20 protein-coding genes are annotated in these 18,526 nt (G+C 68.6%); 9 read left to right on the forward strand and 11 right to left on the reverse strand.

The features are described 5' to 3' along the window. Window positions 1–22: 22 nt before the first annotated feature. Complete coding sequence (locus AC1RRF_RS03750) at window positions 23–1,414, forward strand: MATE family efflux transporter (RefSeq protein ID WP_492832937.1); 1,392 nt, start codon at window positions 23–25, stop codon at window positions 1,412–1,414. Window positions 1,415–1,422: 8 nt separating this feature from the next. On the opposite strand, the gene AC1RRF_RS03755 is transcribed toward AC1RRF_RS03750, so the two are convergent. The 3 genes from AC1RRF_RS03755 to AC1RRF_RS03765 form a co-directional block, all read right to left on the reverse strand. Beyond that, window positions 1,423–2,880 (reverse strand): serine hydrolase, encoded by a 1,458-nt coding sequence (locus tag AC1RRF_RS03755; RefSeq protein WP_492832939.1) that lies wholly within the window; start codon window positions 2,878–2,880, stop codon window positions 1,423–1,425. Window positions 2,881–2,962: 82 nt separating this feature from the next. Beyond that, window positions 2,963–5,083, reverse strand: a complete 2,121-nt coding sequence (locus AC1RRF_RS03760; protein ID WP_492832941.1) for a DNA topoisomerase IV subunit B — start codon at window positions 5,081–5,083, stop codon at window positions 2,963–2,965. Beyond that, window positions 5,046–6,344 (reverse strand): O-antigen ligase family protein, encoded by a 1,299-nt coding sequence (locus tag AC1RRF_RS03765; RefSeq protein ID WP_492832943.1) that lies wholly within the window; start codon window positions 6,342–6,344, stop codon window positions 5,046–5,048. Before AC1RRF_RS03765 ends, AC1RRF_RS03760 begins: the two co-directional genes overlap by 38 nt. Before the next feature lie 99 nt (window positions 6,345–6,443). Between AC1RRF_RS03765 and AC1RRF_RS03770 the strand changes: the two genes are divergently transcribed. After that, window positions 6,444–7,604: a low temperature requirement protein A gene (locus tag AC1RRF_RS03770; protein ID WP_492832945.1), complete on the forward strand. Its 1,161-nt coding sequence runs from the start codon at window positions 6,444–6,446 to the stop codon at window positions 7,602–7,604. A 27-nt stretch (window positions 7,605–7,631) separates the two neighbouring features. Beyond that, window positions 7,632–8,186: a DUF2059 domain-containing protein gene (locus AC1RRF_RS03775; protein ID WP_492832947.1), complete on the forward strand. Its 555-nt coding sequence runs from the start codon at window positions 7,632–7,634 to the stop codon at window positions 8,184–8,186. On the opposite strand, the gene AC1RRF_RS03780 is transcribed toward AC1RRF_RS03775, so the two are convergent. The 3 genes from AC1RRF_RS03780 to AC1RRF_RS03790 are packed head-to-tail and all read right to left on the reverse strand — an operon-like array spanning window position 8,183 to window position 12,518. Continuing rightward, entirely contained in the window at window positions 8,183–9,493 is a 1,311-nt protein-coding gene (locus tag AC1RRF_RS03780; RefSeq protein ID WP_492832949.1) for a glycoside hydrolase 5 family protein, read from the reverse strand. The genes AC1RRF_RS03775 and AC1RRF_RS03780 overlap by 4 nt on opposite strands. Continuing rightward, window positions 9,490–10,185 (reverse strand): hypothetical protein, encoded by a 696-nt coding sequence (locus tag AC1RRF_RS03785; protein ID WP_492832951.1) that lies wholly within the window; start codon window positions 10,183–10,185, stop codon window positions 9,490–9,492. The genes AC1RRF_RS03780 and AC1RRF_RS03785 overlap by 4 nt, the downstream gene beginning before the upstream one ends. Then, complete coding sequence (locus AC1RRF_RS03790; protein WP_492832953.1) at window positions 10,185–12,518, reverse strand: ATP-dependent helicase; 2,334 nt, start codon at window positions 12,516–12,518, stop codon at window positions 10,185–10,187. Before AC1RRF_RS03790 ends, AC1RRF_RS03785 begins: the two co-directional genes overlap by 1 nt. A 125-nt stretch (window positions 12,519–12,643) precedes the next feature. On the opposite strand from AC1RRF_RS03790, the gene AC1RRF_RS03795 reads away from it, so the two are divergent. Further along, entirely contained in the window at window positions 12,644–12,907 is a 264-nt protein-coding gene (locus AC1RRF_RS03795) for a hypothetical protein (protein ID WP_492832954.1), read from the forward strand. On the opposite strand, the gene AC1RRF_RS03800 is transcribed toward AC1RRF_RS03795, so the two are convergent. The 3 genes from AC1RRF_RS03800 to AC1RRF_RS03810 form a co-directional block, all read right to left on the reverse strand. Continuing rightward, window positions 12,908–13,630: an SIMPL domain-containing protein gene (locus tag AC1RRF_RS03800; RefSeq protein ID WP_492832956.1), complete on the reverse strand. Its 723-nt coding sequence runs from the start codon at window positions 13,628–13,630 to the stop codon at window positions 12,908–12,910. It lies immediately after the preceding gene. Between the two features lie 49 nt (window positions 13,631–13,679). Next, window positions 13,680–13,916: a ribbon-helix-helix domain-containing protein gene (locus AC1RRF_RS03805; RefSeq protein ID WP_492832958.1), complete on the reverse strand. Its 237-nt coding sequence runs from the start codon at window positions 13,914–13,916 to the stop codon at window positions 13,680–13,682. 94 nt (window positions 13,917–14,010) lie between these two features. Further along, complete coding sequence (locus AC1RRF_RS03810) at window positions 14,011–14,421, reverse strand: YbaY family lipoprotein (RefSeq protein ID WP_492832960.1); 411 nt, start codon at window positions 14,419–14,421, stop codon at window positions 14,011–14,013. Window positions 14,422–14,540: 119 nt separating this feature from the next. Here AC1RRF_RS03810 and AC1RRF_RS03815 point away from each other — a divergent pair, with 119 nt between their 5' ends. Together AC1RRF_RS03815 and AC1RRF_RS03820 are read left to right on the forward strand one after the other, a co-directional pair. Further along, entirely contained in the window at window positions 14,541–15,287 is a 747-nt protein-coding gene (locus AC1RRF_RS03815) for a Coq4 family protein (RefSeq protein ID WP_492832962.1), read from the forward strand. Window positions 15,288–15,376: 89 nt separating this feature from the next. After that, window positions 15,377–16,309, forward strand: a complete 933-nt coding sequence (locus AC1RRF_RS03820) for a DMT family transporter (RefSeq protein ID WP_492832964.1) — start codon at window positions 15,377–15,379, stop codon at window positions 16,307–16,309. Here AC1RRF_RS03820 and AC1RRF_RS03825 read toward each other — a convergent pair. Continuing rightward, window positions 16,306–16,482, reverse strand: a complete 177-nt coding sequence (locus AC1RRF_RS03825; RefSeq protein WP_492832966.1) for a hypothetical protein — start codon at window positions 16,480–16,482, stop codon at window positions 16,306–16,308. The genes AC1RRF_RS03820 and AC1RRF_RS03825 overlap by 4 nt on opposite strands. Window position 16,483: 1 nt before the next feature. Next, on the reverse strand, window positions 16,484–16,660 hold the full coding sequence (locus AC1RRF_RS03830) for a DUF4169 family protein (RefSeq protein ID WP_492832967.1): 177 nt from the start codon (window positions 16,658–16,660) through the stop codon (window positions 16,484–16,486). 70 nt (window positions 16,661–16,730) lie between these two features. Here AC1RRF_RS03830 and AC1RRF_RS03835 point away from each other — a divergent pair, with 70 nt between their 5' ends. The 3 genes from AC1RRF_RS03835 to AC1RRF_RS03845 all read left to right on the forward strand — a co-directional run bounded on the left by AC1RRF_RS03835 (window position 16,731) and on the right by AC1RRF_RS03845 (window position 18,522). Then, window positions 16,731–16,967, forward strand: coding sequence for a DUF2171 domain-containing protein (locus AC1RRF_RS03835; protein WP_141627090.1), 237 nt, complete (start codon window positions 16,731–16,733; stop codon window positions 16,965–16,967). Between the two features lie 72 nt (window positions 16,968–17,039). After that, window positions 17,040–17,429, forward strand: a complete 390-nt coding sequence (locus AC1RRF_RS03840) for a YccF domain-containing protein (protein WP_492832969.1) — start codon at window positions 17,040–17,042, stop codon at window positions 17,427–17,429. Between the two features lie 79 nt (window positions 17,430–17,508). Then, a complete protein-coding gene (locus tag AC1RRF_RS03845) occupies window positions 17,509–18,522 on the forward strand; it encodes a trypsin-like serine peptidase (protein WP_492832971.1) in 1,014 nt (337 codons plus the stop codon). Window positions 18,523–18,526 lie beyond the last annotated feature (4 nt).

The following is an 18,526-nucleotide window of genomic DNA, read 5'->3' on the forward strand; positions in this document are numbered from 1 at the left end:
CACCGTTCGGCATGGATGGACCATGCGCGGCGCGGAACGCATCACGATGCAGCACGACCTCACGCAGGGCTCCATCAGCCGCAAGCTGATCGGCATGGCCGCCTTCATCGGCATGGGCCTGCTGTTCCAGACCCTCTATTATCTGGTGGACCTGTACTTCGTGGCCGGGATCGGCCCGGACGCCCTGGCGGGCGTGGGGTTGGCGGGGATCGTCTTCTTCCTGGCCATGGCGGCGGCCCAGATGGTCGGCGTCGGCGCCCTGTCGCTGATCGCCCGCGCCATCGGCGCCAAGGACTTCGCCAAGGTCGACGGCGTCTATCGCCAGTCCATGCTGCTGTCGCTCGGCCTATCGGCGCTGACGCTGGCGGTCGGCTATGGCGTCGGCGGCATGGCGATCCGGGCCGTCGCCGCCGATCCCGGCACGGCGGAGCAGGGTACGGCCTATCTGTACGGCTTCCTGCCCGCCCTGGCCCTGATGTTCCCGACGGGCGCCCTGTCGTCGGCCTTGCGCGCGGCGGGCGTGGTGCGACCCACCATGCTGGTGCAGAGCGGCTCGGTGCTGCTCAACGCCATCCTCGCGCCCATCTTGATCGCGGGCTGGGGCTCGGGCCTGCCGCTGGGCGCCTTCGGGGCTGGTCTGGCCAGCTCCATCGCCGCCCTGGTCAGCTTCGTCGCCGCCGTCTGGCTGTTCGGCCGGGTCCAGACCCTGATCCAGGCGCCGCTGCGGCTGGCCAGGCCCGATCAGGCCGTCATCGGCCGCATCGTCGGCATCGGCCTGCCGTCGGCGGTCGAGTTCCTGCTGATGTTCGTGACCATGAGCGTGATCTATGTCCTGATCCGCGACTTCGGCGCCGAGGCCCAGGCCGGGTTCGGGGTCGGCTCGCGCGTCATGCAGGCGGTCTTCCTGCCGGCCATGGCCGTGTCCTTCGCCGTGGCCCCGGTCGCGGGCCAGAATTTCGGCGCGGGCTTGCCGGATCGAGTGCGGCGCACGGTGCGCGACGCTGCGGTCATGAGTTCGGCCCTGATGGCGGTGCTGACGGCGCTGTGCCTGTTCGAGGCGCGCTGGCTGGTGGCGCCGTTCACCCCCGATCCGGCGGTGGCCGAGGTCGCCTCGACCTATCTGCGCATCGTGTCGCTGAACTTCATCGCCACCGGCCTGATCTTCACGGCGTCCGGGACCTTCCAGGCGCTGGGCGACACCCGTCCGGCGCTGGCGGGCGGGCTGCTGCGGCTGGTCGTCTTCGTCACCGGCGCGGTGTGGATCTCGGCCCAACCGTGGGCGAAGCTGGAGCACATCTGGTGGATGTCGGCGGCCTCGGCCCTGATCCACGCCGTAGTGGCCCTGCTGTTCCTGCGCCATCAGCTGAAGGTGAAGCTGGCGGGGCTGGAGCCTAGGCCCGCGCCCGCCGGCTGATCCGGCGGTCAGCCGGCTTCCAGGCGGGCCAGCCGTCGCTTCGCGTTTTCATTGGCCGGGTCCAGCTCGACCGCGCGGCGATAGTGCTGGATCGCCGCCTGTGTCTCGCCGGTGATCTCCAGCGCGTAGGCCAGGTTCTCTTCCGCCCCGCTGCTGTCCGGATACAGGCTGACCGCCAGCCCGAAGACGGCCACGGCCTGTTCGGCCTGGACATTGCGCAGCAGACGATAGCCCCAGCCGCTCAACTCTCCCCGGGGAAAGACAAGCTCGGGATCGTCTTGGCGCAGCTTCTGGAGAACCGCCGGCGCGTCCTTGAAGTCATTCGCCTGGAGCGCGGCCCTGAGACGGACGACCCCGGGGAGCTTGAAACCCGGGACGAACTCAGCGGCGACTTCATCCAGAAGCTGTTCGGGCGACGCGCCGGAAAGATTGGTCAGGATCACGACCGCGATATCGTCGTCCGGATAGATGGCGAAAGCGCCCCGGTCGCCGCCGGATTGTCCGACCCATCGGTTGGCGGCACGGGCTTCGATAGTCCATCCCAGGGCACGCTCGGTCCGTTCGCCGTCGGCCAGCGTCGCCGGCGTCCACAACGTCGGCAATGCGGTGCGGTCGATCAGTCTTCCCTGCTGCAGGGCGATGATCCAGCGCGCGAGGTCCGTCGCCGAGCCCTCCGCCCCTGCCGCGGTGCGCATGAAGGGCGTGAACTCGACGTCCGCTGAAGCAAGATCGCCCGGACTGGTGCGGGTGGGCCTTTCAAAGCGGTAGGATCGGGCCTTGCCTTCCGCCCAGTCGCGTCGGTCGCCGAAGCCGGCGCTTGTCATGTCCGCCGGAATGAACTGCCGGTCCTTGAAGACCTCCACGAAGGGGCGGCCCTCCAGGCGCGAGATGATCCGGCCGAGCAGTACATAGTTGGTCTGGTTGTAGCTGGATCGTTCGCCGGGGCGGGCCGCTGTCGGCAGGGCCTGGACCTGCGCCCATGCGTCCGCCTCGCTTCCGTCGCCGATCAGCGCCCCCGTGCGGGGATCGACGATGTCAGGCAGGCCGGAGGTGTGGTTGAGCAGCTGATGGACGGTGATCCCGCGCCAGGCTTCGGGCAGGTCGTCCAGATAGGTCGAGATCGGGGCTGAGAGGTCCAGTTTTCCGGCCTCCACCAGCTGCAGGCAGGCGACGCCGGTGAAGACCTTGGTCATGGAGTTGAAGGGGAAGACGGTCCGGTCGGTGACGGGGGCGCCGGTCTCGATATCGGCCACGCCCCACGCGCCTTTGAAGACGACGCGCCCGCGCTGAACCACCGCCACCTGAAGTCCCGGAATCCGCCGGCGCTGCATCTCGTCGACCAGCAGGGCGTGGACGTTCTGGCCGGCGGTCGCCGCCACGGTTTCGGCGGCGTTATCCTGAGGGGTGGCCGGGGCCGGCTGGCTCATCGCGAGCGCCAGCGCCGCCGCCATCACGTGCAAAGCCATCGAAGCCCCCGTCGCCGCCTGTGAGGGCATTCAGACAACGGCGGATGGCGAAAGCGTGGCGGGGGTTTCGCCGAAGACGGCGTCAGACGTCCAGGTCGGCCACCGCGAAGCGGGCGTTGTCCTGGATGAACTGGTAGCGGGCCTCGGCCTTCTTACCCATCAGGCGCTCGACCAGATCCTCGATCTCGGCCTCGTCGCTGGGCAGTTCGACCCGCGCCAGGGTCCGCTTGCGCGGGTCCATGGTGGTCTCCTTGAGCTGGGAGGCCATCATCTCGCCCAGGCCCTTGAACCGGCCGATCTCGGTCTTCTTGCCCTTGAATACGGTGGCCAGAAGCTCGTCGCGGTGGGCGTCGTCGCGGGCGTATTCGGACAGGGCGCCCGCCTGAATCCGGTACAGCGGCGGCAGGGCCATGAAGACCCGGCCCTGACGGATGGTCTCGGGCATGACGCGGTAGAAGAAGGTGATCAGCAGCGCCGCGATGTGCGCCCCGTCCACGTCGGCGTCGGTCATGATGACGATGCGCTCATAGCGCAGGTCGTCGATGTTGAACCGGTTGCCCGGCTGGACGCCCAGCGCCAGCGCCAGATCGGACAGCTCGACGTTCTGGCGCAGCTTGTCGATCGTGGCCGAGGCGACGTTCAGGATCTTGCCGCGCAGGGGCAGGATGGCCTGGGTGTTGCGGTCTCGCGCTTGTTTGGCCGAGCCGCCGGCCGAGTCGCCCTCGACGATGAACAACTCGGTCCCTTCGGCGGCCTGACGGGTGCAGTCGGCCAGCTTGCCGGGCAGACGAAGTTTCCGGGTCGCGGCGGCGCGCTGGACTTCCTTGTCCTTGCGGCGGCGCAGCCGGTCCTCGGCCCGCTCGATGATGAAGCCCAGCAGACTATTGGCCTGTTTTGGGCTTTCGGTCAGCCAGTGGTCCAGCGGGTCGCGCAGCAGTTGTTCCACCAGACGCGTGCCTTCCGGCGACGACAGGCGGTCCTTGGTCTGGCCCTGGAACTCGGGATTGCGGATGAAGACCGAGATCATGGCCCCGGCGTTGGCGATCACGTCTTCCGCCGTGATCAGCGTCGCGCGCTTCTCGCCCGTCAGCTCGCCATAGGCTTTCAGGCCCTTGACCAGGGCGGCGCGGAAGCCGGCCTCGTGCGTGCCGCCGTCCGGCGTCGAGACGGTGTTGCAGTAGGAGCTGACGAAGCCGTCGGCCTCGCCGAAGCCGATCGGCGACCAGGTCACGGCCCATTCCACCGCGCCCGCCTCGCCCTTGCGCTCGACCCGGCCGGCGAAGGCGGGGGTGACGGTCTCGATCTCGCCGATCCGTTCCGACAGGGCGTCAGCCAGGCCGCCGGGGAAGTGCAGGGTGGCGCTGGCCGGGGTCGCGTCCGTGATCCGCTCGGGCGCGCAGGTCCATTTGATCTCGACGCCGCGGAACAGATAGGCCTTGGAGCGGGCCATGCGGAACAGGCGGGCGGGCTTGAAGGCCGCGCCGACGCCGAAGATCTCCGCGTCCGGGTGGAAGCGGATCAGGGTGCCCTTCTTCTTCGAAGGCCCGACCTGGACGATGGAGCCCTGCGGCAGGCCGCGGCTGAAGGACTGCTTCCATTCGAAGCCGTCGCGCCAGACGGTCACATCCAGATGATCGGACAGGGCGTTGACGACCGAGACGCCGACGCCGTGCAGGCCGCCGGAGGTCTCATAGGCCTTGCCCGAGAATTTCCCGCCCGAGTGCAGGACGGTCATCACCACTTCCAGCGCCGACTTGCCCGGGTGCTTGGGGTGCGGGTCGACCGGAATGCCGCGCCCGTCGTCGAACACGGACAGGAAGCCGTCGGCGTCCAGATCGACCTTGATCTGTTTGGCGTGGCGGGCCACGGCCTCGTCCATCGCGTTGTCGAGCACCTCGGCGAACAGGTGGTGCAGGGCCCGCTCGTCGGTGCCGCCGATGTACATGCCCGGGCGTTTGCGGACGGGCTCCAGCCCTTCCAGCACCTCGATCGAGGAGGCGGAATAACCGGTGGCCGCTGCGGCGTTCAGGGCGGCCGGGGAGGGCGCGTCGACCGGCTTCGGTGCAGGCGGCGGAGGCGTCACGGGCGCGACGGCCTCGGGCGCCGGGGCGGGAGCCACTTGAGGCGCGAGCGCGGGTTCGGCCGGACGCGGCTGCGTCGGCTCGTCATCGAACAGCGAAAGGAGGTCGGCGGAGTTGGCCATTGAGCGATTGTGCGGCGATTCGGGGACCGGTCTGGTAGGCCCGACGGGGCTTCGGAGCAAGCGGCGCCGCCTGGGCTGTGGACGACGGCAGCATGGCGCGGGTCATGACGGCCAGGAACAGGACGAACGGCAGGCTCTGATGCGTCAGCAGGATCGATTCCGACAGGCTGAGCATGAAGAAGGAGACCAGGAAGCCCAGCGCCCACCAGCCCTCGCGCACGCCGGATACGGTGCTGCGGAATAGGGTGATGACGAAGGTCATGAGCAGCTGGGCGCCGACCAGGATCGCGCCCGGCCAGCCCAACTGGACCAGCACGTCGATCCAGCCGTTGTGCGCCGAGGGCACGATCCAGCCTGTCTCCTTGCGCACCCAGTCGGCGGGCGGCGATTCGCCCATCCGGCCCCAGAACGCGCCGTAGCCGTAGCCGGTCCACGGCCGCTCGGCGACGCGGCGCATCAGGCTGGACCAGATGTCGGTCCGGCCGGTCAACGACGGGTCCTTGCCCAGCGCCTCCAGTACGGCGACGGAATGGGTGTCCCAGATCCAGATCCCCAGCCCGCCCAGCACCACGGCGCTCCATATCGCGACCACGGCGAAGGCGGGTCCGCCCCGGCGCAGGGTCCAGAAACCGGCCACGACCCCGACGCCCAGCACGAGGCAGAGCAGGGAGGTCTTGGACTGGGTGGCCAGCACCAGGCCGCTGGACAGGGCCAGGGCGACGGCGGGCGCGAGACGGCGCGGATCGGGCGAGGCCAGGCAGGCGGCGGAGGCGGTTGCGCCGATCACCATGACCGCGCCCATCTGGTTCTTCTCGTACCAGAGGCCGCGCCACAGGCCGGCGTTGACGTCGTGGTGCACCCCGATGGCCGGGAAGGCGAAGACCATCACCAGGCTGCCGACCGCCATGATCAGGCAGGACAGCATCAGCAGGCGCGGCAGGTGCGGCCCGCGGAAGGCGGCCCCCAGATAGAGGGCGAACACCCCGCTGATGGCCAGGGCGATCACCCGGCGGCTGGTGACGTGAAAATCGATCGACCAGTATTTCGAGGCGAAGCACAGCCCCACCAGCATCGCCAGGCACAGCGCCGCCGGCCAGGCGCGCCAGACCCGGTCCAGCCGATACAGGATCAGGCCCGCGATGGCCGCATAGGCCGGCAGCCAGACGAGGCGCAGCAGCGGCGTCTCCTCCTGCAGCGGGGCGAACACCGGCCCGATCAGGGCGCCCGTCAGCATGGCGATCAGCCCGACGCACAGCGCCATCTCCCACCAGGTGGGTTCCGGATCGGTCGAGAGTGTTTCTGGACGGGACTCGCGCACCGATGCAGGGTCGGCGCTCAGGCTTAACGAAGGGTTGGGAAAATGGCGGGTGGGCTGCTCAGGCGCCGTGATGGACACCATGCGCGCGTCGGCTTCGTCGAACTGTTCTTCGACCTCGTCTTCGTCTTCGCCATCACCCAGATCAGCCACACCCTGCTGGCCCATCTGACATGGATGGGGGCCCTGCAGGCGGCGATCATGCTGGGCGCGGTCTGGTGGGTGTGGATCGACACCAGCTGGATCACCAACTGGCTGGACCCCGAGCGCCCGCTGGTGCGGGTCATGCTGTTCGGCCTGATGGGGGCGGGGCTGGTGCTGTCCACCTCCCTGCCGGAGGCCTTCGGAGAGAAGGGGCTGGTCTTCGCGATCGCCTTCGCCTCGCTGCAGATCGGCCGGGGTCTGTTCACTCTGTGGGCGGTGCGCGGCGAGCCGGTGCAGAAGCTGAACTTCCAGCGCATCGTGATCTGGGCCTCGGTCGGCGGCGTGCTCTGGATATCGGGCGGCCTGGCGGACGGCCAGACGCGGCTGCTGCTCTGGCTGCTGGCCCTGTCGCTGGAGTTCCTGGGGCCGATGACCGCCTTCTGGTGCCCCGGGCTGGGCCACAGCCGGGCCACCGAGTGGAACGTCGAGGGCGCGCACCTGGCCGAACGGGTGGGCCTGTTCGTCATCATCTGTCTGGGCGAGTCGATCATCATCACCGGCGCCACGTTCGCCGAACTGCCGTGGACCGCGACGACGGTGCTGGCCTTCGTCAGCGCCTTCCTCGGCACGATCGCGATGTGGTGGCTGTTCTTCAGCGCCAAGCACGACGCGGCGTCGGAGGTGATCGCGCGCGCCGAGAACGCCGGCGCCATCGCCCGCGCCGCCTATACCTATGCCCCGCTTCCGGTCGTGGCGGGCATCGTGGTCACCGCCGTCGGCGACGAGATGGTGCTGATGCATCCGTCCGGGCACATGGAAGCCGCGGCGATCTGGGTGCTGGTGGGCGGTCCGGCCCTGTTCCTGGCGGGCACGGCCGTGGCCATCTTCGCCGTCTGGGGCCACTGGCCGCGCTCGCGCCTGGTCGGACTGGCGGCGCTGGGCGGACTGGCGGCGGCCGCGCCCCTGTTGACGCCGTTGCTGCTGACGGCCGCCTCGACGGCGGTGCTGATGGCGGTCGGGACGTGGGAGACGCTGGTTCCCTCACACAAGCGGCCCGGCTAGGAAGACCGGGTCAACGGGGGATCCATGATGTCGAAATCCGCTCTCGCCTGCCTCGCGGCGGTCGCCTTCTTCGGCGCCGCGGCGCCTGTCGCCGCCCAGACCGCTCCGCAAGCGCCGGCCGCCGCTCAGGGCGCCGAACAGCAGGCCAAGGCCGCGTTGGTCCGGCGGTATTTCGAGGCCATCCAATTCGACAAGCTGATGAACGTCATGATGGAATCCATGATGGTGTCGATGACGGAGAGCAGCCGGCTCCCGGAGGACAAGATTCCGGTCATGCGGGAAGCGGTGCTGGAGGCGTTTGGGAACGTCTTGCCGCAGATGGTCGATGCGAACATCGAGATCTATGCGGAGGCGTTCACGCTCGAGGAACTCGAGCAGTTGGTCGCCTTCTACGAAAGCCCGGTCGGTCGCTCGTTGATGGCCAAGACGGTCGTTCTGTCCCGGCAGTCCGGCGAGATGATGCAGCGCTTTCAGCCGATCATGCAGGAAGAGATGCGGCGTCAGCTGTGCGCGCGGATGGAGTGCCCGGCAGCGCCGCCGGTCGTCGTCGTCCCCTCCGCCGGCGCGAGGGCCAAGCCCTAGATCCCGGCCAGCGCCGCGGCGCGTGAGCGGATGACCTGGCGGGTCGAGCGGTCTTCGTCGAACACGCCGTACCAGCCCTGCGGTTCGTGCGGCGGATCGCCCAGGAAGGCGGTGTCGCCGCTCCGGAAGCGGAAATCGGGATGTCGGGCGCGACCCTGGCCGTTCCACGCCCAGAAGTTGGAGCCGACCAGGGGACCGCCCTTGCGCGCGCTGGCGATCACCGCGTCCTGGATCATGGCGTAGAGGTCGTCGCGCATGCCGGTCGAGACATCCAGGCCATAGACGTCGCCGTTGCGCGGATAGCCGAACTCCTCGACCACCAGCGGCTTGCCGGCCTGTGTCGCCAACTCGACGTGGCGGGCGACGTAGTCCGAAGCCAGCGACAGGGCGCGGGCGTGGGTGCCGGCCATGTCGGCGCGGTCCAGCCAGTTCCAATTGGCGGGCCAGACATGGGCGGTGTGGTAGTCGACGGCGTCGTCCGCCTGGGATGACAGCACCAGGCCGGGCCGCTCCATCGATCCCATCAGCCCTTCGCTTCCGGTGGAGACCAGATGGTTCGGCGTCAGCGTCTTGATCAGGCGCGCGCTCGAGACGATCCAGTCTTGGAAGTCGGGCAGAACGCCGTCGACGACGGCGCCGCTTCCACCGGGGCGCGGCTCGTTGGCCAGTTGCCAGGCCATGATGGCCGGGTCCTCGGCATAGGGCATGCCGGTCACCGTGTTCACCCGCCCGACAATGCGGCGGACATGAGCGTGGTAGCGGGCGACGGCCTCGGGGCTGCGGTAGAATCCGGAGACGAAGTCCGGGAACTCGGGCCACGGATGGGCCGGGTCGTTGGCGTCGACGTAATGGCCGCCGTTGGTCCACTGCAGATAGGCCGCCATCCCGCCTGACCATTCCCAGAAATTGGTCAGGTAGAGCACCGCCTTCATGCCGCGCGCGCCGATCCCGGCCAGGGCGTGATCCAGCCCGGTCAGCAGAGCCTCGTCATACCGGCCGTCCTGGTCATGAAAGGCCGGGCGCACCGAGTTCTTCAGCGGCGACAGCTCGGCCGAGGCGGCGATGCGCAGGTTGGTCACCCCGTCCGACGCCAGCGCATCCAACTCCCGCGCCAGCCGGTCCTCATGCCCGATCCAGGCCGCGTACCAGAGGTTGGCGCCGACGAAGCGATAGGGCTTGCCGTCGAGGGTCAGCTGGGTTCCCTCGCGCTGCACGAAGCCGGTGGGCGGGGTGGCTGAAAGCACGGGCAGGGCGGGGGTCGCCGCGACGGCGGCCGAGGCTGCGAGGACCGTGCGGCGGGTGATCATGGCGTGGCCGTGTCGCCCTGCATCGCTCTGTCCAGCCGCGCCTGCGCCTCAGGCGCGCCGTCGAACCGCGCCCGCGTTCCGGCGACTTCCTGCTCCAGGGTCTCGCAGCGCAGATCGGTGAGCGCGTCCTCGATCTGGGCCCGGCGCGCCTCGTCATAGGGCTCCTCGCCCGCGAAATGCGTGCAACCCTCGGCGCGCTCGACAAGGGCGGTGATCGGCGGCGCGAAGGCCATCAACTGGTCGAAACTCAGGTCCGTCGGGGGCGATTGAAGCGCCAGGGGGACCGTGTTCAGGGCGAAGGAGGGACCGCAGATGCTGACGGCTCGTTCGACACGGGGCGGCGTGGCGAAGCCTTGGGCGTAGGGGGCATTGACGAAGAGCAGATACCAACCGGTGATCGCCATCGGAAACCGCCCGCTGCTGTTCTCGCTGTACAGCAGCAAGTCGTCCGGCGGGTCGCCCTTGAAGGCTCTCAGCGACCGCACGGTGTACTCGACGCCGTCGAACTCTCCGGGCTCGGCGGTCGACAGGTCCATCCGCCCGGCTGTGACCTGGGCGACGAAGACATAGTCGGCCTCGGTGACTGCTTCCGCCACTGTGGGATAGCGCTCGCAGGCCGCCATGGCGGCGGGTGCGGACAACAACAGGGTGGCGAAGGCGACAACGGTCGTCAGCAACCCCCTGCGGCGCATCAAGCCTTCTCCACGAACGTGTCGATCACCTTCTTCTCGCCCGCCTTCTCGAAGGCGACCAGCAGTTTGTTGCCCTCGATCCCGATGACGGCGCCGTAGCCGAACTTCTGGTGGAAGACGCGGTCGCCCTTGCTCCAGCCTGACCCGGCCTTCGGATCGGCGGTGGCGACCAGCCGGCCGTCGCCCTCGATCAGGGTGTGGCGGGCGGGCCTGGCCGCCGGCGCGCGCGCGGCCGTGAACGACTGAGCCCGCTTCCAGCCGGGCGAGGAATAGCCGCTGCCGAAGGTCGGCATCTCGTCCCAGCGGGACTTGGCTTCCTTCATCCCGCCCGAGGCGCCGTAGTAGCCGGTGTCCGACTGCGGATCGACGTGGTCGATGGGCAGTTCGTCGACGAAGCGGCTGGGCAGCTGCGAGGTCCAGCGGCCGTAGACCAGCCGGTTGGCGGCGAACGAGATACGGGCGTCGGACTTGGCGCGGGTGACGCCGACATAGGCCAGACGGCGCTCCTCCTCGAGGCCCTTCTCGCCCTTCTCGTCGATGCTGCGCTGGCTGGGGAAGACGCCTTCCTCCCAGCCGGGCAGGAAGACCAGCGGGAACTCCAGCCCCTTGGCTCCGTGAAGGGTCATGATCTGCACCGAGTCCGCAGCTTCGCCCCGGTCCAGGTCCATGACCAGCGAGACGTGCTCGAGATAGGCGGTCAGACCGTCGAACTGCTGCATCGACTGCGTCAGCTCTTTGAGGTTGTCGAGCCGCGTCTGCCCGGTCGCCCGATCAGCCTTCTGCATGTCGGTGTAGCCGCTCTCTTCCAGAACGGCCTCGGTCAGCTCCCAGTGGCTGGTGGTCTGGGCCAGGGCGCGCCAGCGGTCGATGTCGCGGATGAAGTTGGAGAAGGCCGTGCGCGTGCGCGCCTGAAGCTCGTCCGAACCGATCAGGGCGCGCACCGCCGTCAGGGCCGGGACGCCGTTCTCGCGCGCGATCTGCAGCACCTTCTGCACGCTGGTGTCGCCCAGTCCGCGCTTGGGCACATTGACGATCCGCTCGAAGGCCAGATCGTCGTCCTCGCTCAGGATCAGGCGCAGATAGGCGTGGGCGTCGCGGATCTCGGCCCGTTCGAAGAAGCGCGGCCCGCCGATGACGGTGTAGGGCACGGCCAGCATGACGAAGCGTTCTTCGAACGCCCGCATCTGGAACGAGGCGCGCACCAGCACCGCCATGTCCTTGTAGGCGATGCCCTGCTTGCGGGCGGTCTCGATCTCGTCGGCGATCAGCCGGGCCTCGGCCTCGCCGTCCCAGACGCCGCGCACCCGGACCTTGTCGCCGGTCTTGTCCTCGGTCCACAGGGTCTTGCCCAGACGGCTGCGGTTGGCGGCGATCAGGCCCGAGGCGGCGCCGAGGATGTGGTGGGTCGAGCGATAGTTGCGCTCCAGCCGGATGACCTTGGCGCCGGGGAAGTCCCGCTCGAAGCGCAGGATGTTGTCCACCTCCGCGCCCCGCCAGCCGTAGATCGACTGGTCGTCGTCGCCGACGCAGCAGACGTTGCCGGTCGAAGAGGTCAGCAGGCGCAGCCACAGATACTGGGCCACGTTGGTGTCCTGGTATTCATCGACCAGGATGTAGCGGAAGCGGCGGCGATATTCCTCAGCGATATCCGCGTGCTTGGACAGGATCGTGAGGTTGTGCAGCAGCAGGTCGCCGAAGTCGCAGGCGTTCAGCGACGCCAGCCGGGCCTGATAGGCGGCGTACAGGGCATGGCCCTTGCCGTTGGCGAAGTCTTCGCTGGGCGGCAGCTTGTCCGGCGTCCAGCCGCGGTTCTTCCAGTGGTCGATCAGGTTGTTCAGCGACTTGGGCGTCCAGCGCTTGGTGTCGAGGTTGGCCGCCTCGAGCAGCTGTTTGCACACCCGCTCCTGATCGTCGGTGTCCAGGATGGTGAAGGTCGATTTCAGCCCCACCAGCTCGGCGTGCCGGCGCAGGATCTGGGCCGCGACCGAGTGGAAGGTGCCCAGCCAACGCAGGCCCTCGGCCGAAGGCCCGATCAGGTGGGTGATCCGCTCGCGCATCTCGCGCGCGGCCTTGTTCGTGAAGGTGACGACCAGCAGTTCCCACGGCTTGGCCCGGCCCGTGGCCAGGATGTGCGCCAGCCGGGTGGTCAGCACCCGCGTCTTGCCCGTGCCCGCGCCGGCCAGAACCAGCACCGGCCCTTCGGTGGTCTCCACCGCGTCGCGCTGCTCGGGATTCAGCCCCTTCAGATAGTCGGGCGCGGCCGAGGGCGCGAGGCCGCCGGGGCCGTGCGCGCGGGCGAGGTCGGAAATGCGGGGGGGAGCGGAATCGGTCATGGGAACCGGGAGAACATAAGGAGACCGGAGCCGCTTGTCAGCCGTCGCGAACGGGCGCGCCCGGAACCGCGACGGCCACGCCCTCGTTTCTTCCCGGACAGGGCCAATCAGGGAAGGATCGGCGCATGGCCGAGAACACCAGCAGCGGCGCCGGCTTCATCGGCTTCCTCGTCGGCGGTCTGGTCGTGGTGGTGATCATCATCGGCGTCGTCTTGCTGACGCGGGGCGGGGGCGTCGAGGCGCCCACGAGGCCCGACGTCGAGATCAATGTTGATGTGCCGCGTCCGACGCTGCCCGACGCGCCGAGACTGCCGGACCTGCCGGCCCCGCCGCCAGTCGAACCGCCGTCGGTGCCGTCTCCCCAGCCCGCGCCCGCGCCGGTCGGTTGATCAGCGCAACTGGTAGGTCACCGTCGCGACGACGCGCACCCGCTTGTCCAGCGAAGTCGATTCCGTGTCGATGTCCTCGCGGGCCAGAATTTCGAACGAACCCTGGGTCGCCTGCCGGATCGGCCCCAGCGGCGCGCCGGAATCCTTGGCGAACTGTTCGGCGCCCGACCGGGCCGAGGCGGTGGCTTCGGCGATCATCGAGGGCCGCACGTCGTTCAGCTTGGTGAAGACGTAGTTCGGCGCGGCGAAGTCCAGCTGCACGCCCTGGCGCACCAGATCGTTCAACGCCCGTTCGGTGGTCGCCACCCGCTGCACGTCGTTGGTCCGCACCGTCACGCTCTGGGAGACGATGTAGCGGACCAGGTTCTCGGACGATCCGTACTCGCGCGCCTTGGTGTCGGTGACCTGCATGCGGCCGATGGAGACGGCCGTGTCCGGATAGCCCTGGGTCCGCAGGAAGGTGCGCACCACCGCCAGATCGCGGTCGATCTGGGCCTGGGCGGTCGGCAGGTCGTCGTTGGCGGCCTTGAAGCTGAGGGTCAGGACGGCGAGGTCGGCGACCACGTTCCGCTCGGCCACGCCGCGCACGGTGACCTGCCGGTTGCCGACCTGGGCGTTGACCACGCCGGAGCCGATGAAGGCTCCCGCGCCGATCAGTCCGATGGCGATCAGACCCCCGAAGATGGCGGGCGGCAGCAGGTTTTTGTCGAACTGGACAGCCACATCGGGGCTCCTTGAAGAAGAACCGACGATGCGCTCGCCATGGCGGTTGTCAATCGGTCGAAACCTGACCGGCGAAAGATCGGTCGCCGCCCGCCCAGGCCAGGGCCAGCAGGCGGCAGGCCGAGGCCAGCGGCGTGCGTCCGCGGGTCTCGTCGATCCGCTTCATCAGGCCCGCGTGCGACAGTCCCAGCGTCGCGCCGACGCTGTCCAGCACGGTCCAGAATTCGGCCTCCAGCGCCACTGAGGTGGCGTGGCCGGACAGGGAGATGGAGCGCTTCTTGAGCATGGCGGGGTCCGGGGGCGGCGGCAGGGCCGGATCGCGCCATCTCTAAGGTGAAGCCGCCGCCGATCAACCCGAAGCGGCGGCTCCGTCGTTCGGATCAGCGGACGGCGACCATCACCACATCGACGTTGTTGGGCGCGCCATTGGTCAGGACCCTGTGCTGGGTGTCCGTGACGAAGCGCAGCGCGCCGGCCTGGTCACGGATCTGGGCCTGCACCGCATAGGTATGACGTGCGTCGATGCGGGCGGTCGGCACCTGCAGACTGACCGCATAGGGCGGACCCCGGCCTTCCAGCGGCTTGCGGACCTCGGCCATCGTCACCGACGGAGCATCCATCAGGCTGACGTCCTGGACGCTGACGGTCAGCACATGCCCCGGCGGCAGCAGGATGCGCTCCCGGTAGCTGGCGTTCACCTCCACCGTCGTGGTCCCGCCGCCGCCGGAGGTGGTGGAACAGGCGGCCAGGGCGACAAGAGCCAGGGGCAGGGCGAGCAGGGCGCGGCGCATGGAAATTCTCCGTCCAAAGTCAGCAAGCTTAACACATTCGGGACTTCGGGGTTGCTTATCGCCGTTCACCCGGGGCCCGGATCGCGGTATGGTGCCGCCGCTCTTCACCGGAACGCGCCATGACCGCCGCCGCCGACTTCGATGAATTCAAGCCGCAACGGCTGGAGCCGCTGACGGCCCTGCGGGCCTTCCGCCGCCTGATCCGCGACAAGGAGGACACCGCCCAGGTGTTCGAGATCATGCGCGCCCTCTCCGGCGGCTCGATCGGACGCGGCTACAACCGCATGCTCAAGACCATGGAGGGCGGCCGCCAGGCCTTCCTGCGCGAGGAATTGGCGCACCGGCTCGACGATCCCCAGTGGCTGGCCCGCTTCGGCCCCGGCACCGTCGGCGCCGCCTACCGGGAATTTCGCGAGGCGCGGGGCTTCACCGCCGAGGGGCTGGCCGACGAGGCGCGCAAGGTCGCGCCCCTGGCCGACGCCGAGCATCCGGTCATCTGGTACTCGCGCCGCCTGCGCGACGTGCACGACATCTGGCACGTGCTGACGGGCTATGAGACCGACGCGCTTGGCGAGGCCTGCGTGGTGGCCTTCTCCTACGCCCAGACCCACAACCTCGGCTTCGCCTTCATCGGCTGGGGCGCGGCGCGCGAGATCCAGCGCGAGAACCGCTCCATTCCGGCCCGCCGCGCCGTCTGGCAGGCGTACCGCAACGGCCGCGCCGCGCGCTGGCTGCCGGGGCTGGATTACGAGATCCTGTTCGCCCGCCCGCTGGACGAGGCCCGCGCAGGGCTGAATATCCGCCCGGCGGGCGCCTATCACGCTGTCCCGGCCGAGGCGCGGCAGGCGCTGAAGCTGCGCGCCTGAGCCCGCGTCGGCACGGACAAGCAGGCCTTATGTCGGATCGCCGATAACCCGGCTTGTGCCCGAACCCCGGCGGGGTTCATCTGCAAGTCATGACCGCTCCGACTGAAGCCCCCGTCTCGCGTCCGCGCCTGTCCCGGACCACCCTGCTGGGGATCGGCGGGGTCATCATCTGCGCGATGATCTGGGGCACGACCTGGTACGCCATCACCCTGCAGATGGGATCGACCGCGCTGCTAGCCTCGATCGTGTGGCGTTTCGGCCTGGCCTCGGCGGTGCTGTTCGTCGGCTGCCTGATCTTCCGCCAGAACCTGAAGCTGACCCACGCCCAACACCTGGCCGCGCTGGGGCAGGGGGCGTTCGCCTTCTCGGTCAGCTACAGCTTCACCTATGCCGCCGAGACCCATGTCGCCTCGGCCATCGTGGCGGTGACCTTCGCCTCCCTGACCTTCATCAACCTGGTGCTGTTCCGCCTGATCGCCCGCCAGAAGGCCGCCGCGGCCTCGTGGGGCGGGGCGGTCCTGGGTCTCATCGGGGTGGCGGTGCTGTCGGGTGGAGAGGTGCTGGGCGCCGGCTTCGACCACGGGGCGGCGGTTGGGGTCGGGTTGGCCCTGGTCGCCACCACGGCCTCGGCCTTCGGCAATTTCTTCGCGTGGAAGGGGCAGCAGCACGGCTCGGCGGCCATTCCCTCGACCGCCTGGGCCATGGCCTACGGCACTGGCCTGCTGGTGCTCTTCGGCCTGGCGACGGGGGTGAAGTTCAGCATCGATCTGAACCCGACCTACATCGGCTCGCTGCTTTACCTGTCGCTGTTCGGTTCGGTGATCGCCTTCGGCCTGTACTTCACCATCGCCCGCACCCTCGGCTACGCCATGGCCAGCTACATCTCGGCCCTGACCCCGCCCATCGCCATGCTGGTGTCGGTCACCTTCGAGGGCGCACGCTTCGGCTGGACCGCCCTGGCCGGCCTGCTGCTGGTGCTGTCGGGACAGGCGCTGCTGATCCGGGCGCCTAAGAAAATCTAACGGCGGAACCAGCCCGCCTTCTTCTGGCGCCGGTCAGCCTCGACCAGGGGCGCGGCCTCGGCAGGGGTCTTGGCCGCCGCCAGCTTTTCGCGCCGGATCTTCTCGGCCGTGACCCGGCGCATGGCGATCAGGGCGATCAGGCCGGCGCGGGTGTGCGGGGCATAGCCGCCCATCTCAATCCTCCAGCTTGGATCCGTCCAGAAGCCGTTCGGCGCGCGTCCGTTCCTTTTCCGCCTTGGTCTTGTCCGCCTTCGAGCGCCCGTGGGCGGCGCGATTGGCGGCGGCGGCGGTTTTCGCCTCGGCCTTCGCCCGGTCCTTGCGGACCCGGTTCAGGTTCACGACCTCGCCCATGACGACCTCCGTGATGCAACCCGATGCCTATCGGGTGGTTTCCCAGACCCCACAGTCTGAGGAGATTCCCATGGTAGACGCCTCGCAAATCCGCGAACACCTAGAAGTGGTCGGGTCCGACGGTGAGCATGTCGGTCGTGTCGATCACGTCGTCGGCGACCAGATCGAACTGGCCAAGCTGGACCTCGCCGGCGGCTTCAAACACCACATGATCCCGGTCAGCTGGGTCGACCATGTCGACGAGCACGTCCACCTGAATGTGACGAAGGACGAGGCCAAGGCCCGCTGGACCGAGAAGCCGCACTAGCCATCCACCGGGTTACCCCGAATTCACGCGCGGCCCGCTGTTCCCGGCGGGCCGTTGGCCTATGTTGAGGGTATGATCCGTCTGCTCCTCAACATCCTCTGGTTCATCTTCGGCGGCTGGCTGTCCGGTCTGCTCTGGCTGTTCGGTGGCGCGATCCTGGCCCTGACCATCGTTGGTCTGCCGTGGACCTTCGCCGCCTGGCGGATGGCCAGCTACAGCTTCTGGCCGTTCGGCCGCGAAGTGGTCTGGCAGGACAACGTGAACCCCGTCGCCGGCGGCCTCGGCGTGGTGCTGAACGTGATCTGGTTCCTGGTGGCGGGCTGGTACATCGCCCTGTCGCACCTGCTGATCGCGGTGGCCGAGTTCATCACCATCATCGGCATCCCGTTCGCCCTCAAGGACCTGGAACTGGCCAAGCTGGCCCTCGCGCCCGTGGGCCGCACGATCCGCGACAAGCCCTGATCGAGCGCCGTCAGATTCCGTGGGTTGTTGAACATCGTTCTCTCAACCCTTGATGCAGGCCTGCATCAGGGAGGGAAAGATGACAGACAGCATTGAAACCCGGTTGGACGACGACGCCACCATCCTTTGGACGCCGGAGATGGGCATCCAGGCCGAGGTGGTCCTGCGCCCCGGTTATGTTCCGCCGAACGCGCCGGTCAGCAAGACGCCCAGCCTCGGAGACGGCCTCAAACACGTGAACTGGGAAGGGAACGTCGGACCCGACAACCGCCGCTTCCTGACTGACCGGCGCTTCCCGTGGGCCGCCATCGGCCGCTCGCGAATCCCGGGGGATAATGACCACGCGACCGGCGTTCTGGTCGGTCCACGGCATGTCCTGACGGCATCCCACGCGGTGCCGTGGATCGATATCAGCCCGAATCCCAAGGCGCCGGATCTGCGATACGACGCGCACAACAAGCCGATGTTCTTCGCGCCCGGCTATCAGGACGGCCAGGGGCCGGTGACGCCCTTCGGGGACATCCCGGTGGCCAAGGTGGTGACCGCCATGCCCTATCTGCCGTCGCCGTTCGCGCCTGTGGGGGTGGTGGACGCCCACACCGGGGGACCGGTTAATGCGCGCCCCCTGGATCTGGCTGTCCTGATCCTGGCCGAGCCCGTCGGCAAGGCCGTGGGCTGGTTCGGCTTCACGGGCTGGAACAAGGAGTGGAACGGCAAGGCCATGTGGAGCCACGTCGGATACCCGAGACTGGATGATCAGGTTCCGCTGCCTCTTACCTATGGCCGCCCCACCTGGCAGGGGCCGGACAGCAACCCGGTGATCATCGAGCCCAAGACGACGGACTTCCGGCTTCCGAACGGCGCAGTGATCAAGGCCTCCAACATGGTCCACACCTTTGACCTTGAAAGCGGTCATTCGGGCGGACCGATCTTCACCTGGTTCCAGAACGAGCCGGCCCCGCGCGTCGCGGCCGTGGTCAACGGTCGTCGCAACAAGCCGGAGCCCGGCCATTTCATCGAACCCGGACACAACGCCGCCGGCGGCTCCTATCTGGTCAACATGATCGACTACGCGCTGAAGACCTTCCCCTGAGCTG

The sequence above is a fragment of the Brevundimonas sp. GW821-FHT12C05 genome (assembly GCF_058807475.1).